The following is a 16171-nucleotide window of genomic DNA, read 5'->3' on the forward strand; positions in this document are numbered from 1 at the left end:
TAATTGGAATGCCATTTTGTAATGAAGGGTTGCTTGGTATGAGCAAATACGTGGATTATTTAATAACAAAATTCATTCCATGCCCCCTTAAAATAATTGAAACCGACTTGTCGTTGGTAAAAACGTGACTGGAACAGTTGGAAATCCAAGTTGTAACTGATTGGCTAACCACTTCATCCCAGGGTCTTCACTTTCTGCATGACCGAGTTGAATTATCCCTTTGGAAGAACCTTGCTGGACTGCATCCCAGACAAATTCAGGTGTTTCCCATTCCGGACCTTCACCATAGATGACAAGATCAACCTTTTCTAACAAAGGGATAGTTGTCGCTCCGTTCCCACGGTAACCTACGAGCACAGCTATTTTTTCACACTTCATGTCTTTGTTACCGACAAAGCGCAGATACTCAATGCCTAATTTCTCTTTTAAATGGGAGGCAATCTTCGCAAGTGTTGCATTTGGTATATGAAGTATACTGTAGGCTGGTTGTTGCTCGTTTACATATTGCTGCCAATTTAGTTCTGCTATTAAGCCTTGCGTAATGCCATCCGGTTGGTAACGATGAACTACGTCATGATTGCGATAGATAGCTAGATTGGTTTGTGCAATGATTGATTTCTTTTGTTCTATTAAGTTAGTGTTTTTTTCTAACGTTTGATTAGAATGATGTTGATAAAAAAGGGCTTCATGTGTAATCAATAAATTGGCTTTGATCTCAGCAGTTTTTTGAATAACAGCTATACTGGGCATAAAACTAACAGCTATAGCCTTTACTTCATCTTCTCTGTTTCCATATTTCAATCCGTCAACGGTTGAAGAATCAAGTGTAATATCTTTTTCGATTTGATTCATAACATCCTGGATAGTAATCATCATCTTCTGCTCCTTTCTCTGATAACGGACTTTTAGTTACTAACTCTACTAGAAAATATCCATTAGGTCCTAACTTTACGTATATTTGCTTGTTTCCAGTACTATGCAACCGCTACGGCAGAATACTTCGCTGGTAATAAACAATATACGGATAATATGATTGAAACAAGTTTATACCTGTTAGACTATGGTTACTATCAATAATTAGTAAATATAGAACGGTCACTTTGCAGGATCTTTTGCAACACTTGTTTTGGCTGTTGGTTTTTGTCAAATAAGAATGGCCAATTTTTTCGCCCTTTCACTGGGAAATCATGTAACCATGTATAATCATCTGCCACACCCCAGAATGTTATAGCACCGATATGATCTTTATATTCTTTAAAGACATCAAAGAATTTTAGATAGCGCTCGGTTTGCAATGCTTTCATTTCATCTGTTGGTTCGGTTAGATCTGTCCGCTTGTCATCAAATGCAAACATCGAAACATCCATCTCCGTAATTTGTACTTCCACACCTAAAGATGCATATTTTTCTATTGCCTTACGGATATTATCCAGGGATGGATCATAAATATTCCAATGAGCTTGCATGCCGACTCCATGAACTGGGACATCTTTTTCCTTTAACTGTTTAACTAATTGATAGATTTTATCGCGTTTTGCCGGATTTGATTCATTGTAATCATTGTATAGTAACGTTGCATCGGGATCTTTCAAATGTGCATATTCAAATGCTTTTTCAATAAATGATGCGCCAAGTACTTGATACCATTTGGAGTCACGATAGAATTTGTCTTCTTCGTCTGCAATTACTTCATTCACAACATCCCAGCTGTAAATCTTACCTTTATATCTGCCAACGACCGTATCAATATGTTCCTTCATTCTCTTAAGTAAGGTATCCGCATCTACAAGTCCACCATTCTGTTCAAAAATCCAATCACTCGTTTGATTATGCCATACTAAGGTATGACCTCTCATTGCTTTTTGATGTTCTTCAGCAAACGCTACCATTTTGTCGCTGATTTCAAAATTATATTCATTTTCACTAGGGTGAAGACTTTCAAACTTCATTTCATTTTCTGCTGTTAAACTATTAAAATGTTTTTTTATCACATGCTCTGATGAGCGCATGGTCCGTTGATTAATTGCTGCTCCAATTTTGAAATCTTTCTCAAATTGCTGATAAAAACTTGGTATTTGTTCTGTCATTTAAAAAACTCCTTTTACTTCTATTTTACTGCTCCTAGTGTCATCCCTTTAACAAAGTATCGTTGCAGGAATGGATAAACCATAATGATAGGTAAACTTGCAACAATTGTCATCGTAGCCTGAATCGACTTCGGTGTCACCATATTGGCATTACCATCAGCTGAATTCGCAAAGGCAGATGCCATATCACCACTTGAGGTTGTACTTGAATTTTGCAAGATTTTCATTAACTCATACTGTAAGGTAGTGAGATGTTCTTGACTTGAATTATATAAGAACACATCAAACCACTGATTCCATTGAAAGACAGCAACGAATAGTGCAACAGTTGCTAATACCGGCAATGATAACGGTAAGACAATTTGGAAGAAAATCCGAAAATCTCCTGCACCATCTATTTTTGCTGATTCAAAGATACTATTAGGCAAGCCTTCAATAAATGAACGCATAATGATCAAATTAAATGCACTAATTAATGTTGGTAAAATATAAACCCAAAAAGACCCGATTAATTGTAAATCTCTCATTAATAGGAATGTCGGGATTAACCCACCATTAAAATACATCGTCATGATAAAAATAATCGTAATTGATTTTTTAAAGATAAAATGCGGTTGGGCAATGGCGTAAGCTACCATTGCAGTACAAAATAGACCGACACCCGCACCAATAATCGTTCTCAGTACCGAAATAAAGATAGCCTGATAGATAGCAGCCTTTTCAAATACGTGTGCATAGTTATGCCACGTAAACTCTCTCGGCCATAAATAAATACCGCCTCGGACAGAATCTGCTGCATCGTTTAAGGAAATCGCTATTTGATTTATAAATGGATATAACATCAATATACATAATATGAACATAAAAATGATGTTACCTGTATCAAAGAGAATGTCTTCTCTTGTTCGTATAAAACTCGCTTTTTTACGTCTGAACATATTGTATACCTCCTAGTAAAGTCCACCTTGACCCATTTTCTTAGATAATGAATTGGCTGCAATTAAAAATATAAAGCTGATGACTGTTTTGAACATTCCTGCTGCAGTTGCTAATGAGAAGTTAAACATCGATATACCATATTTAATAACAAACACATCGATATTTTCTGAGTACTCAACGTTTTGACCATTTCCTAGTAAGTATTGCGGTTCAAAACCAGCTTCTAAGATATAACCAATATTCATAATTAAAAGGACAATGATTACAGACTTCATACCAGGAATGGTGATATGCAAGATTCGTTGAATTCGGGATGCACCATCAATTTTCGCTGCTTCATATTGTTCCTGATCAATCATGGAAATCGCAGCCAAATAGATAATCGCATTCCACCCGACATTTTTCCATGTTTCCGCAGCACCTAAGATCCCCCAGAAATATTCTCCGACACCCAACCAAAGGATTTCATCATCAATGAAACCTAATCCCATTAATATATCATTGATGATCCCATCAATCGATAACACAGAGGATACCAACGCTGCGGCTACTACCCATGATAAGAAATGTGGTAAATAACTGATCGTTTGCACCACTCGTTTAAATTTTATGTTGGTTAATTCATTGATTAAAACAGCTAAGGCAATAGCTGTCACAAAACCTAATACAAGGTTGATAAGACTCTGTGCTAATGTATTGCGTAGAACGCCCAAAAAGCGATCATCTGTAAATAAAAACAGGAAATGTTTCAAACCTACCCATTCTTGTTCAGAAAAATTCAGTGCAGGTTTAAAGTTTTGAAAGGCCATTGTCCAACCCCATACAGGCAAATATTTAAAAATAAAAACCCAGATGACAAATGGAACTGTCATCCATAACAAAGCTTGTTGGTCTTTACATTTTTTGATAAATGCTTTAATGCCTTTCTCTTTCTGTTCAGTTGGAAGTGAATTGGTATTTCTATCCATTGTATTTGATTCAATTGGCATAGTTGTTCCCCCCTTACTTGTAGTAAATTCTCTAAATTTTCGGACCATTAGGCAAATCTGTATGATTCGCCTAATGATCAATTCTTTTATTACAAATTAATTCATTCTATAAAAGAATGGTCCGAAAATACAAGACATTTTTTAAAAAGCGGAAGGCTGAAACTGCTACAGCCTTCCTAACCCTTTTTTATTCTGCACTGCCTTCTACTAGTTTAGCTTTATTTTGAACGAATTCGGTAATTACTTTTTCATACGCATCAGATGGTAGATCTGAAAATTCACCTTTATATGCTTCCCATTGAGAATTGAATTCACTAGGGTCAGCAAATATAATTTCAGGAAATTTACGTTTCATCAAGTCATCTAACTGTTGTTCATACAACTGAGCCTCAGATCCTGTTTCAATAGGTGCATCATAGGCAGGATACCAAGGACGTGCATCAGGTTCCGAGAATAATCCTGTAAAAGTTTCAATCCCGTAAGATTCCAAGAACTCTTTATCGCCATCATCATACATTAAGCTAGCCACTTCTTCTTGTTTAGGAGGTTCAACTGCATTCCCGTCTTCATATTCACCATTCATACGTGGCCAGCCCCATTCGAAGTATGTGAAGCCAAATTGATCACGGAATTCTGTTTTAGATGTCTCATCAATTTGTTCTTCTGTACGATAATAACGACCATCATCGTCGACCTCATAAGTTTCTCCTTCAATACCCCATGTAATTAATTTTTGTGTTTCTTCTTTAGCGATATGATCAAGGTATTTTATAATACGTATTTGATCCTCTTCAGGCGTGCCAGCTGTAATACCCATACCAGGTGAAGCAGTAAACCCTATTGGATCAAGATATTGATCTTTCGTATCTTCATCAAATACAATCGGGAACCCCATATAATCGTTATACGGATCATCATCTTCTTCTAATGTATTTAATGCTTGCCCCACTTGCCAACGATAGTCAAAGAACCCTACCACTCTTCCAGAAGTAATTTTTGCCAAGTACTCATCGTAATTTTGAGTAAATGCCTCTTGGTCAAATAAACCTTTATCATTAACTTCATTCAATTTTTTCAACCAACGTTGCGTAGTTTCTTTGTCGCCATAAACTTCTGCTTCACGTGTTTCCATATCGATAATAGACCCACCATCATTTGGATAGCCTGCTAAATGCATCGGTTGGTTGGAAAGTGCGAAAAATCTCCAGTCGTGTGTAAGTGCAGTAAACCCGGTCGTATCAGCACCGTCAATTTGCGGATTTGCAGCTGTATACTCTTCAATAATATTGAAATAATCATCTAGTGTTTTTGGTTCTGGATATCCTAATTCTTTTAGTACATCACGTTTTATCCACCATGCTCCTTGATTCAAGTTTGCTGGTTTTCGGTAACCTTGAGGTGCACCAGATGAAATAACATATATATTCCCATCATCACGTTTCATTAATTCCCAATATGGCTCATACATGTTATATAAATTCGGTGCATGTTCTTTAATCAAATCATTCAATGCAACAAAACCACCTGCATCAATAACTGCATCTGTTGATTGTTCTGCATTTAATAAGGTTGGATATTCACCACTAGCAATCATTGTTCCAATCTTTTGGTTTACATCCCCAACAATGTGTTCGATGTCGAAATTAACTCCTGTTTCTTCTTCAAACATCTTTCCTAGATTAGTCTCTGCTGTATTTATATCTTCTCCAGGACCAGATGCATCAAAGAAATCATAAGTGTAAATCTCTCCATCACTTTCTTCGTTACTGGACTCTTCAGAGCTATCGTCTCCACTATCAGTAGAGCCTGTTTCTTCACTATCGTCGCTACAAGCTGCTAATACTAATAATAGTGCAGCGAGTAAACAGAATAGCCACGCATTTTTTTTCCACCCCATAAACTAATTCCCCTTTCTTTTTCAAAGTTTTCTTTTGCTGCTATTAATTGTAAGCACTTTCATTGTAACTTGTAACATTTTCAATTGTTACCCACCAAAGTTTAGCTGAAACTTTGAAAAATAAACTTTAGATCATTCATTCTGGATAACTTTTTGCAACAGAAAAAGACTATCCACAAGGTTAGCTCGTTTAGAATATACTTGTTTTCAACGGACAACACTGAGCCTATTTGCTAGTGAGGTCAGTTGATATCTCGCATATTCCTATAACTAACCTTATTGAACAGTCCTTACAGTTTGTACATTAACAGGTATTTTAAGATAAACCGTTGTTCCCTGACCTTGTTCTGTTTCAATCTTTAACTCGAAATCATCATGATAATACATTTTTAACCGCTGATACACATTCCTGATACCAATACTCTCACCTACCATTTCATCTTCTTCAAAGGAATCAATCATCTCATTGTATATACCTTTTTCAATACCAGTCCCGTTATCTTCTATTCTACAATGGAGGTGGTTTGTATCAATTTTTATTGTCACGTTGATATTCCCGTTTGTTTTTAATGGTTCAATCCCATGAATACTGGCATTTTCGACAAAAGGTATCATCGTCATATTGGGTATTAGAATATGTTCTGCAGCTTCCGCTAGATGAATACTGTATTGCATCTTGTCAGCAAAGCGATATTGTTGTATCTCTAGAAAGGATTGTATTAATCGGACTTCTTCTTTCACAGTTACAAAGTCTTTATCCCATGTAATTGAGTTTCTTAAAAGCTGTGCCATATTACGAATTATTTCAGCCGTTTCATCCTCTTTTTTCAATAAACTTCTCATTCTAATGGTTTCCAGTACGTTAAATAAAAAGTGTGGATTAATTTGACTTTGAAGTGCTTTTAATTGCGTTTCTTTGTTTTGTATTTGCAAATCTTTTTTTTGAATACGTGCAATGTAGACATCATTGATCAAGTCCTTAATCTTCTTGGACATTCTATTAAATTCGGTTGTTAATACACCTATCTCATCTTTATAAGGTTTTCCTGGTATGAGCTCGAAGTTTTGATCTTTTACTTTTCTCATTTTTTTCACGATTGTATTTAATCGAAAATGAATGTTACCAGCAATGTAAACAATAAATAAGGTCGGGATCACAAAATTCCATAACGCTAAATACAAGATAGACGGAATCGATTTCCTTACTTCTGCTAACAATTGATCTTCCGACATGACACCAACAACTTTCCAATCCGACATATATTGCACCGGATAGGATTCTTCTAATACAGTTGAGCTGTTAGGAATTTGAATAGTTTCAAAGGAAATATATTGGGACTGCCATTGAACATATTGATTCGTGGTATACTCGATGTTATTTTGCTCATTTAATAAATAGATATCTCCTTCAAACGTTTCATTAGCAAACAATTGATGAATAAAACGGTCATTTAAATTAATCATGATAACCTTTTCATTTGATGAACTATCATTTGAATCCAAGGCTCTTACCACGACAAATTGACTTAGATTACCATCTTCTGCCGCAACTTTTGATACAACCGGATACTTTTTTCGTCTATCAAGTGTTGATTGATACCAGTGTGATTCCTTCACTTCTTCATCAATAGCAACTATTCCACCTGCCGTAATGACTGTCGGGTTGTCAGTAAATAGATAAATCGATCGAATCGAAGAATAGACAGGCGTATACTTATTAATATCACGAAAATTATTATTATAAGCTAAGATAAAATCGATGGGTGACTCATAAGTAGTTTCTAATAACTGATAAACAAACGCATCAGAATAAAGAACGGATGCTATCCCGACAGCATCCTCAACTCCTTGCTTAAAACTATTTGCAACTTGGCGTAACGCAAGTTCATTATCATGAATTTTTTGTGTGCGGACATTTTCCGATGTTACATTATAAAAAATCACATTCGTTAATACTATTGGTAAAAATACCGAAAACATATAGATTAATAATAATTTATTGCGAATGCGAATATCATTTAAGTGAATTTTTTTCATGGAAACCCTTCTAACTGATTCGATTCATTAATTTTTTCCGATATTGTGATGGAGTGGTTTTTACAATCTTTTCAAATTGGGTAACAAAATAATCTGGATTATTAAATCCTACATTTTCCGCCACTTCATACACTTTTAAATCGGTAGTCCGAAGCAGTTTCTTGGCTTCATCCATTCTTACTTTTAAGATGTAATCTTTAAAATAAACACCATATGTTTTTTTAAATAATTGTCCCATATACACTGGATTCATATAAAACTTATTCGCAATAGACTTAAGTGTTATCGACTGATCATAATGTGAGTGGATATATTTCTTGATTTGATAAATCGTACCTTTCACATTGTTTTGATTTAATTTAGCCAGAATGTTAGCTGCATCTTTCATAAAGCCTCCCCATAATTCTTCTACCTGCCGGAGACTTAAAGAATATTGATCCCACTCTAACATGTCTTTTAAATTCGTGATTTTCTGTTCATTTCCTTCTGATTCTTTAATAGATTTTAAGATTTTATGATTGAGGCGATTTACCATTGTTCGTAAGGCATCTTTAGCAAAATTCATTTCTTTACATGTCTGTATCATATTATTTAATTGTTTTTCGATGTATTCATGATTATTCTCTTCAATAAATTCCATCATTTTGTCATAATAGCTTTGATCCAGATCGATAAAAAAAACATCTTTTTCGTCTATCAGAGAAGCTGTAATAATAGGCTCATCAAATAAATATTTAAATTGCACACATTTTTTTGCTGTCTTATAAGAAGTGGTTAATTCCTTGATCTTATGAACCGTTTCACCACAGTAAACATGCATATCTAAAGCAGCTTGTCGATACCATTCTTCCAGAAATTGATCTATCGTTTTATGGTTTGCAGTTAAAAATTTGTCATTGATTACTAAACCAAAGCAATTGATGTTGTCTTCAAAACACATAAAATGATTTTGTCCATCCATCTCCAACAATGCGTTTTCTAATTTTTCAAAGTTTAGTTGATAATCCATATTCAATCCGTTTATCTCAATCTTTATAAATGTATAATGCTTTCCATCCAAAAACGGATGATCCCATTCAGTTGACAGGTTACATTCCTTGTCACATAGCAGAAGTTTTTTTATTTCTGATACCGTTTCCATTTTATCTTTCATTTGTTTTGTTTCATATTCATCTTCAATCGCTCCAGATATTTTGCGTAATGTTTGATGGATTTCTTCTTGATCAACAGGCTTCAGAATAAAATCCTTTACTCCATACCGAAGTGCTCGCTGCGCATATTTAAAGTCGTTATAACCACTGATCACAATAAAATAAGGAGAGCGGGATAAAGTTTCCTTCGAATGTTTTATTAAATCCAATCCATCTAATACAGGCATTCGTATATCGGTAAGCACAAGGTCTGGCTGTAGTTCCTTAATCTCAGACAATGCATCTTCTCCATTACCAGCCTCACCACAGACTTTAAAACCGTATGACTCCCAATCTATCAACGTTTTAATTCCTTTACGAACAAAGATATCATCATCGACCAAATAGACTTTATGCATGCTTCTTCTCCCCTTTCACATAATCTTTTTCTAATAAGCTTTGCTGCCTGTTTTCAAAGCTTTCAAAGGAAAATAGCGCTAACCGAGTGACAATATAAAAGGTGAAGCTAACACCAACAACAGGGAGTAGCCCTGGAATAAACCTCCATACATATTGCAGTAAAAACAAAGCAACAAACATTCCGATCGTAACGAGTGGACTGAATAATCCTAATACAATCGCATGCTTCAATGTTTGTCGTATCGATAAATCAAAATGTGCAAAAGTTGGAAAGATATATAATATTGCAATAGTGTAAATAATCCCCATGACGATAAATAAGACCAAAAATAATGATTGGAAGGTTGTTGTATGTTGCATGACCCACTGAAAATCTACAAATAGGATATATCCAACGATTGTCAACAGATAACCAATCATGTTTGATTTGATGAAAGTTTTTTTATATGCTTTAAAAAATATTTTGTTAAAAGCAACTTCATTCTTTTGAACACACCACTCCCTTATTGTAATTACTAATGCCATTGTTGCCGGAAATAAACCGAGAAAAACTACTCCTGCCAATGACATCACTACCCACAACAGATTTAAATACATGATCCACATGAGCCATTCCAAAAAACGATAAAAACCATTAGAATTCACTGTTTTTGTCATAATAATACCCCCCTACCTTGAAAACGCTTTAATTTACAAAGAAAAAAATATACTTTGTTCATTCGATAGACATACTTATTATAGTACAATATATCTTAAAAGAAAAGTGGGTTTTCCATTTATGGTGATTATTTTACCCACTAAACTATTCCATTTTATGGTCGAAATAATCAATTAAGAACATCTGAAGGAGGAGTTTTATTTATGAGTTACGCTACTACATTTACAAACAGGAACTATCGAAACGTACTAAAAGAATATGGTTATGACAAGGAGCAGATTGATCATAAGGTGGTGAATACATGGAAACAATTATTTGATTCCTCTCACCCGGAAACACAAATATATTTTTCTATTGGTGATGACTTAGCATATATGCTTGATACAGGAAATGACGATGTGCGTACAGAAGGTATGTCCTACGGTATGATGATGGCCGTACAAATGAATGACAAAGACATCTTCGACAGGTTATGGAAGTGGTCCATGACTTATATGTATATGGAAGAAGGGGAAAATGCAGGATACTTTGCATGGTCATGTGCACCAGATGGGGCAAAGAATGCTTATGGCCCTGCACCAGATGGAGAAGAATATTTTGCGCTTGCGTTGTTTTTTGCTTCGCATCGCTGGGGAGACGGTTCAGGAATCTATGAATATAGTAAACATGCAAAGGATTTATTACATCATTGCATTCATAAAGGGGAAAACAATGACGGGTATCCAATGTGGAATCCAGATAATAAACTGATAAAGTTTGTTCCTAGTGTAGAATTTTCTGATCCTTCCTATCATTTACCTCACTTTTACGAACTGTTTGCATTATGGAGTTATGAGGAAGATCGTGTTTTTTGGAAGGAAGCAGCCATTGCCAGCAGACAATATATCGCAACATCTGCACATCCTGTAACAGGTTTAGCACCTGAATATGCTTTCTATGATGGGAATCCTAATCATATTCGCGGGTTTGGACATTTTTTCAGTGATTCTTACCGTGTTGCCTGTAACATTGCGTTAGATTATGAATGGTTTAAAGATAATGCTTGTCCAGTTGTTGTCAATGAAAAGATTCAAGCCTTCTTTGCTGATAAAGATCCAGAGGATTACAGAAGATATACAATTGATGGAGAACCTTTTGACGAAAAAGCTCTTCACCCGGTTGGGCTGATAGCTACCAACGCCATGGCATCTTTAGCTACAAGTGGTAATCATGCAAAAAAATGTGTCGACCTTTTCTGGAACACCCCTGTCAGAACCGGAAAGAGAAGATACTATGATAACTGCTTATACTTTTTCAGTCTATTAGCACTAAGCGGGAACTTCAAAATCTGGTTTCCAGAATAATTAGCTCAGCATGCTCTGTTTACTTCCTGCCCTCTACTTATTAGTAATGCGTTTATGAACATGTAACTTCACTGTGCTGGAAAGAGGTCGGGGGCAGGAGTACTCGATTATGAGACAAAACACGGACATCAAGTTGGATGTCCGTGTTTTGTTCCTTGGAAAAATGAATATATCCAAGGAAGAGAAGTATTACTAATCTCTCTTAAACTATGTTTGTTGTTTATTTTCTAAAGTCCATCAAATCTTGATTTAGTTGCTTCGTTTGTTGGTAGACATCTTTATAGAGTTTAAATAACACTTTATATTGTTCCACGTTTTCTGGATTTGGCTGATATGTTTCGGCATCTTCTAAAATGGTATCAGCACATTCTTTTAACGACGTATACCACCCTGATCCATAGGCAGCAAGCATCGCTGCACCCATTCCAGGACCTTGTTCACTCTTTAATTTTACGATGTTAGCATCAAAAATATCTGCTTGCATTTGAAGCCAATCAGGATTCTTTGCACCACCACCGATAGAATAGATCGTATCGATTTGCTTTCCATTTTCTCTAAAGATCGCAATCGATTCATTTAGAGAGAAGGTAATCCCCTCTAAAACAGAACGAGCAAAATCTTTCAATGTATGAGAACTGTCCATACCAATAAAGCTTCCACGAATTTGCGAATCAGCATGTGGCGTACGTTCACCTACAAGATAAGGCGTAAATAGTAAACCATTAGCACCAGCAGGTACATCGCCTACACCGTCTAACAGCTCTTCGAAACTTTTTTCCGCTGCGAATGTTTGTTTAAACCAGTTTAAGCTATGACCAGCAGCTAAGGTAACCCCCATGGCATAGTACGCATCCTGTTCACCGTGGTTGAAATAGTGTACTTTTCCTTTATAGTCTTTATCACCTGTTGGCTCATAGGAAAGAACAACTCCAGATGTACCAATACTTGCAAAAGTTTTACCTTCAGATAAAATACCTGAACCAATCGCTCCACAGGCATTATCCGCTCCACCAGCAAACACATCTGTATCTGCCGATAACCCTGTCTCACCTGCAACTGCTGACGTGATTTTCCCAACATTTTGATCTGAATCAACTAGTGGCGGGCAAATCGAAACGTCTAAGTCAAGCAGGTCACAAATTTCTTTGCTCCACTCTTTTTTTGCAATGTCTAATAAACTTGTACCTGCAGCATCGGAATAATCCATATGCACTTGCTCTGTTAAACGATAGCGCACGTAATCTTTCGGTAAAACAAAGGTTTTCGCTTTCGCAAAAATTTCAGGCTCATGCTCTTTCACCCATAACATTTTTGGTAAGGTGAAACCTTCCAACGCCATGTTTTTCGTAATATCAATAAACTTTTCTTTTCCAACTTTTTGATAAATTTCTTCACATTGTGCTGTCGTACGCGTATCATTCCAGAGAATCGCGTTGCGTAGCACCTGATTATTCTGATCAAGTAAAACTAATCCATGCATTTGTCCAGAGAAGCTTAAGCCTTCAATGTCGGAAATATTTCCGTCAAATTGTTGGACAAGCTCTTTTAAACCAGCAACTGTTTGTTCTACCCAGTCTTCCGGCTTTTGCTCGGAATAACCGGTTTTCTCTTGAATTAGTGGATAGTCCTTGGAAACTTCCTGAACTACTTCACCAGTTTTATTAACTAATAACAGCTTAACTGCACTCGTGCCAAGATCGACACCGATTACATAACTCACAGCGACACCTCTCTCTTTTACTTTTTTTATCAAAATTCGTAGCCATTTTCATCCTTATAAGCGCAGTTAAAGACTTAGCCATGCATAAGCTTAGCTAAGTCTCCTCCTCACTGCCTTTTCTTATTGATCTGCGTATGCGTTTAACAGATATCTGTTGATGGTTGCTTTGATTACTTCTAAGCGGCCAGATTTGTTTTTGATTTCTTTTAGGTTTAGTGCATGTTCTTCAAGTGATTTGAAGTCTGCTTTACCATCGACGATATCTTTACCGATTCCTTCTTTAAAACTTGCATAACGATCGTCAATGATATTTTCGAATACTTTATCTTCTGCTAATTTGCTAGCTACTTTGTAACCAGCAGCAAAGTGATCCATACCTGCAATATGTGCATGGAACAAGTCGTTTTGTTCGAATGAACCACGACGTACTTTTGCATCAAAGTTTAGACCACCAGCTCCAAGTCCACCATTTTTGATGATTTCATACATAGCTAATGTTATAGAGTAGATATCTGCAGGGAACTCATCTGTATCCCATCCTAATAACGGGTCACCCTGGTTCGCATCAACAGAACCTAATAATCCATTAACACGTGCATAACGAAGCTCGTGTTCGAATGTATGACCAGCAAGTGTTGCATGGTTTGCTTCAATATTTAGCTTGAAGTCATCCTGCAATCCATATTTTAATAAGAATGCATGTGCAGATTGAGAATCAAAATCATATTGATGAGTTGTTGGTTCTTTTGGTTTTGGTTCAATCAAGAATTGTGCATCAAAACCAATTTCTTTCGCGTAATCTACTGCCATGTGGAAGAAACGACCAAGGTTATCTTGCTCTAATCCAAGGTCTGTATTAAGTAGTGTTTCATACCCTTCACGGCCACCCCAGAATACGTAGTTTTCTCCACCAAGCTCTTTACCAATTTCTAATTGTTTCTTAACTTTTGCTGCTGCATATGCAAATACATCTGCATTGCTAGAAGATGCTGCACCATGAACAAAGCGTGGATTTGTAAAATTGTTAGCTGTGTTCCAAAGAAGTTTTACATCACTATCTTTCATGTGATCTTTAATTAGCGCAACAATGGTATCTAGGTTTTGATATGTTTCGCGTAGTGTATTGCCTTCTGGAGCAATATCTACATCGTGGAAACAAAAATATTTAGCACCGATTTTATCAAAGAATTCAAATGCAGCTTCTACTCTTGCTTTAGCACGATCCATTCCATCATACTTGTCCCAATTTCGAATCGCTGTACCTGTACCAAATGGATCTGATAAATCCTCTGTAAATGTGTGCCAGTAAGCTACACCAAAACGAAGAAATTCTTCCATTGTTTGACCGTTAATTTTCTCTTTCGGATTATAAAATTTAAATGCTAGTGGATTAGTTGACTTCGGTCCTTCATATTGAATCTTGCTAACGTTTTCAAACCATGTCATTGATTCATACCTCCAAGTTATATCCATTCAGAATTTTTGATTTCGTGATAATTATAGCAACTCGTTTAAAGTTTGTCTAGTGAATAAACAAAGATCATAGAATTATTTTTGGGATTGTGTTAAAATGAGGTAAATTTATTCGTTGAGGGAAAGAGTGAGCAGATTGAGTCAAACGTGGAATCAGCATGTCGTAAAGAAAGAGAACAAAGCATTAGTTCTTAAAACCATTCAGGGAAAAGCACCAATCTCACGAGCAGCTATTGCTAATGTAACCGGCTTAAACAAAGGAACTGTTTCATCACTTGTAAGTGAACTAATAGATGAAAAATTAATCCATGAATCTGGTACAGGTAAATCCAGCGGTGGCAGACGACCAGTGATGTTACTGTTGAATGAAACTGCTGGGTTTACTATTTCTGTGGACCTCGGTGTTAAAAGCATTTTAGGTGTATTAACAGATCTTCGTGGCAATATTTTATCGGAGAAAAAAATACGTTTCAAAAAGAAAGATTTCGATGACGTTTTGACATTATTATATCAATTAATTGATGAATTAAAAAATGATGCCCCGGAATCTGAATACGGGATTGTCGGTATCGGTATCGGTGTACCAGGTGTTGTTACAACGGAAGGCGAAATTTTATTAGCGCCAAATTTAGGTTGGAAAAAGGTCCCACTCCAACAAATTCTTTTTGACCACTACCATGTCCCTGTTACAGTGGAAAATGAAGCAAATGCTGGGGCATACGGTGAGAAAGTATACGGAGTCGGCCAAATGTCTAATGAGTTAGTCTATGCAAGTATCAGTATCGGTATTGGTGTCGGTTTGATATTGGAAGGTAAATTGTATAAAGGATTAAGAGGTTTCTCTGGTGAGCTCGGTCATATGACAATTGAAAAAGATGGGGCAAATTGCCGTTGTGGAAACAAAGGCTGCTGGGAGCTCTATGCTTCGGAACAAGCCTTATTGGATCAAGCTCAAATAAATGGTTTTGATGACGCTACCGTTGAAAAATTGATCGAAGCTGCTGATCAAGGGGACACTAAAGCAATACAGTTATTAGAAAATGTTGGTGATTATTTAGGTGTTGGTATTACTAATATTATTCATATTTTTAATCCTGAGCAAGTTGTTGTCGGCAACACTTTACGACAAGCAGAAAAATATATTATGCCTGCTATTGAAAAAAGAATTGAGAAAAATGCAATTGGTTTTAACAAGAATGATGTCGTGTTAAACGTGGCAAAACTAAAAAAACATTCTACTGTAATGGGAATCGCTGCCTTTAATATCGAAAAGTTTTTCGAGGAAACTGGAAGAGAGACTGTTCTGACTTAATTTTTCTTGTTATTAGACAGACTTATACATAAGCTGGACACTTAGATTTATTCTCAAGAATCTCAGTTGCTGTATATCAAAAACTCCAAAACACGGTACCATTTCGTTACCACTTTCCATTTAAATGAACGTAGATAATCACCCCATGTAGGCTTTTTACATATGC

Annotated in this window: 12 protein-coding genes; 2 read left to right on the forward strand and 10 right to left on the reverse strand. The window is 36.1% G+C overall.

All coding sequences use genetic code 11. From position 1 onward, the window contains the following. Positions 1 to 87 precede the first annotated feature (87 nt). From BM121_RS03735 to BM121_RS03770, 8 genes are all read right to left on the reverse strand, one after another. Positions 88 to 873 (reverse strand): Nif3-like dinuclear metal center hexameric protein, encoded by a 786-nt coding sequence (locus tag BM121_RS03735; RefSeq protein WP_245780726.1) that lies wholly within the window; start codon positions 871 to 873, stop codon positions 88 to 90. A gap of 197 nt (positions 874 to 1070) precedes the next feature. Next, positions 1071 to 2087 (reverse strand): endo-1,4-beta-xylanase, encoded by a 1017-nt coding sequence (locus tag BM121_RS03740; protein WP_091481366.1) that lies wholly within the window; start codon positions 2085 to 2087, stop codon positions 1071 to 1073. A gap of 20 nt (positions 2088 to 2107) precedes the next feature. Next, positions 2108 to 3025 (reverse strand): carbohydrate ABC transporter permease, encoded by a 918-nt coding sequence (locus BM121_RS03745; protein ID WP_091481368.1) that lies wholly within the window; start codon positions 3023 to 3025, stop codon positions 2108 to 2110. Positions 3026 to 3037: 12 nt separating this feature from the next. Continuing rightward, on the reverse strand, positions 3038 to 4015 hold the full coding sequence (locus BM121_RS03750) for an ABC transporter permease (protein ID WP_245780727.1): 978 nt from the start codon (positions 4013 to 4015) through the stop codon (positions 3038 to 3040). A 187-nt stretch (positions 4016 to 4202) separates the two neighbouring features. Beyond that, positions 4203 to 5912: an extracellular solute-binding protein gene (locus BM121_RS03755; protein ID WP_091481371.1), complete on the reverse strand. Its 1710-nt coding sequence runs from the start codon at positions 5910 to 5912 to the stop codon at positions 4203 to 4205. A 276-nt stretch (positions 5913 to 6188) separates the two neighbouring features. Then, positions 6189 to 7949, reverse strand: a complete 1761-nt coding sequence (locus BM121_RS03760) for a sensor histidine kinase (RefSeq protein WP_091481373.1) — start codon at positions 7947 to 7949, stop codon at positions 6189 to 6191. Positions 7950 to 7959: 10 nt separating this feature from the next. Continuing rightward, positions 7960 to 9498, reverse strand: coding sequence for a response regulator transcription factor (locus BM121_RS03765; protein ID WP_091481376.1), 1539 nt, complete (start codon positions 9496 to 9498; stop codon positions 7960 to 7962). Continuing rightward, positions 9491 to 10156 (reverse strand): YesL family protein, encoded by a 666-nt coding sequence (locus BM121_RS03770; RefSeq protein WP_091481378.1) that lies wholly within the window; start codon positions 10154 to 10156, stop codon positions 9491 to 9493. The genes BM121_RS03765 and BM121_RS03770 overlap by 8 nt, the downstream gene beginning before the upstream one ends. A gap of 204 nt (positions 10157 to 10360) precedes the next feature. Between BM121_RS03770 and BM121_RS03775 the strand changes: the two genes are divergently transcribed. Continuing rightward, a complete protein-coding gene (locus BM121_RS03775) occupies positions 10361 to 11500 on the forward strand; it encodes a family 8 glycosyl hydrolase (protein WP_091481381.1) in 1140 nt (379 codons plus the stop codon). 220 nt (positions 11501 to 11720) lie between these two features. Here the strand turns inward: BM121_RS03775 and xylB are convergent, their stop codons facing one another. Further along, entirely contained in the window at positions 11721 to 13220 is a 1500-nt protein-coding gene (gene xylB / locus BM121_RS03780) for a xylulokinase (protein WP_091481383.1), read from the reverse strand. A 120-nt stretch (positions 13221 to 13340) separates the two neighbouring features. Next, positions 13341 to 14666: a xylose isomerase gene (gene xylA, locus BM121_RS03785; RefSeq protein WP_091481386.1), complete on the reverse strand. Its 1326-nt coding sequence runs from the start codon at positions 14664 to 14666 to the stop codon at positions 13341 to 13343. Positions 14667 to 14829: 163 nt separating this feature from the next. Here xylA and BM121_RS03790 point away from each other — a divergent pair, with 163 nt between their 5' ends. Then, positions 14830 to 16005 carry an ROK family transcriptional regulator gene (locus BM121_RS03790; RefSeq protein ID WP_091481388.1) on the forward strand — a complete coding sequence of 392 codons (1176 nt, stop codon included), beginning with the start codon at positions 14830 to 14832 and terminating at the stop codon, positions 16003 to 16005. The last annotated feature ends 166 nt before the right edge of the window (positions 16006 to 16171 follow it).

It is taken from the genome of Gracilibacillus orientalis (genome assembly GCF_900114645.1).
GTDB lineage: Bacteria > Bacillota > Bacilli > Bacillales > Amphibacillaceae > Gracilibacillus > Gracilibacillus orientalis.

Excerpts from the sequence above, each read along its gene's own strand:
- BM121_RS03735 (WP_245780726.1), bottom strand. The coding sequence starts at position 873 with ATGATTACTATCCAGGATGTTATGAATCAAATCGAAAAAGATATTACA.
- BM121_RS03770 (WP_091481378.1), bottom strand. The coding sequence starts at position 10,156 with ATGACAAAAACAGTGAATTCTAATGGTTTTTATCGTTTTTTGGAATGG.
- BM121_RS03765 (WP_091481376.1), bottom strand. The coding sequence starts at position 9,498 with ATGCATAAAGTCTATTTGGTCGATGATGATATCTTTGTTCGTAAAGGA.
- BM121_RS03740 (WP_091481366.1), bottom strand. The coding sequence starts at position 2,087 with ATGACAGAACAAATACCAAGTTTTTATCAGCAATTTGAGAAAGATTTC.
- BM121_RS03745 (WP_091481368.1), bottom strand. The coding sequence starts at position 3,025 with ATGTTCAGACGTAAAAAAGCGAGTTTTATACGAACAAGAGAAGACATT.
- BM121_RS03750 (WP_245780727.1), bottom strand. The coding sequence starts at position 4,015 with ATGCCAATTGAATCAAATACAATGGATAGAAATACCAATTCACTTCCA.
- BM121_RS03775 (WP_091481381.1), top strand. The coding sequence starts at position 10,361 with ATGAGTTACGCTACTACATTTACAAACAGGAACTATCGAAACGTACTA.
- xylA (WP_091481386.1), bottom strand. The coding sequence starts at position 14,666 with ATGACATGGTTTGAAAACGTTAGCAAGATTCAATATGAAGGACCGAAG.
- BM121_RS03760 (WP_091481373.1), bottom strand. The coding sequence starts at position 7,949 with ATGAAAAAAATTCACTTAAATGATATTCGCATTCGCAATAAATTATTA.
- BM121_RS03755 (WP_091481371.1), bottom strand. The coding sequence starts at position 5,912 with ATGGGGTGGAAAAAAAATGCGTGGCTATTCTGTTTACTCGCTGCACTA.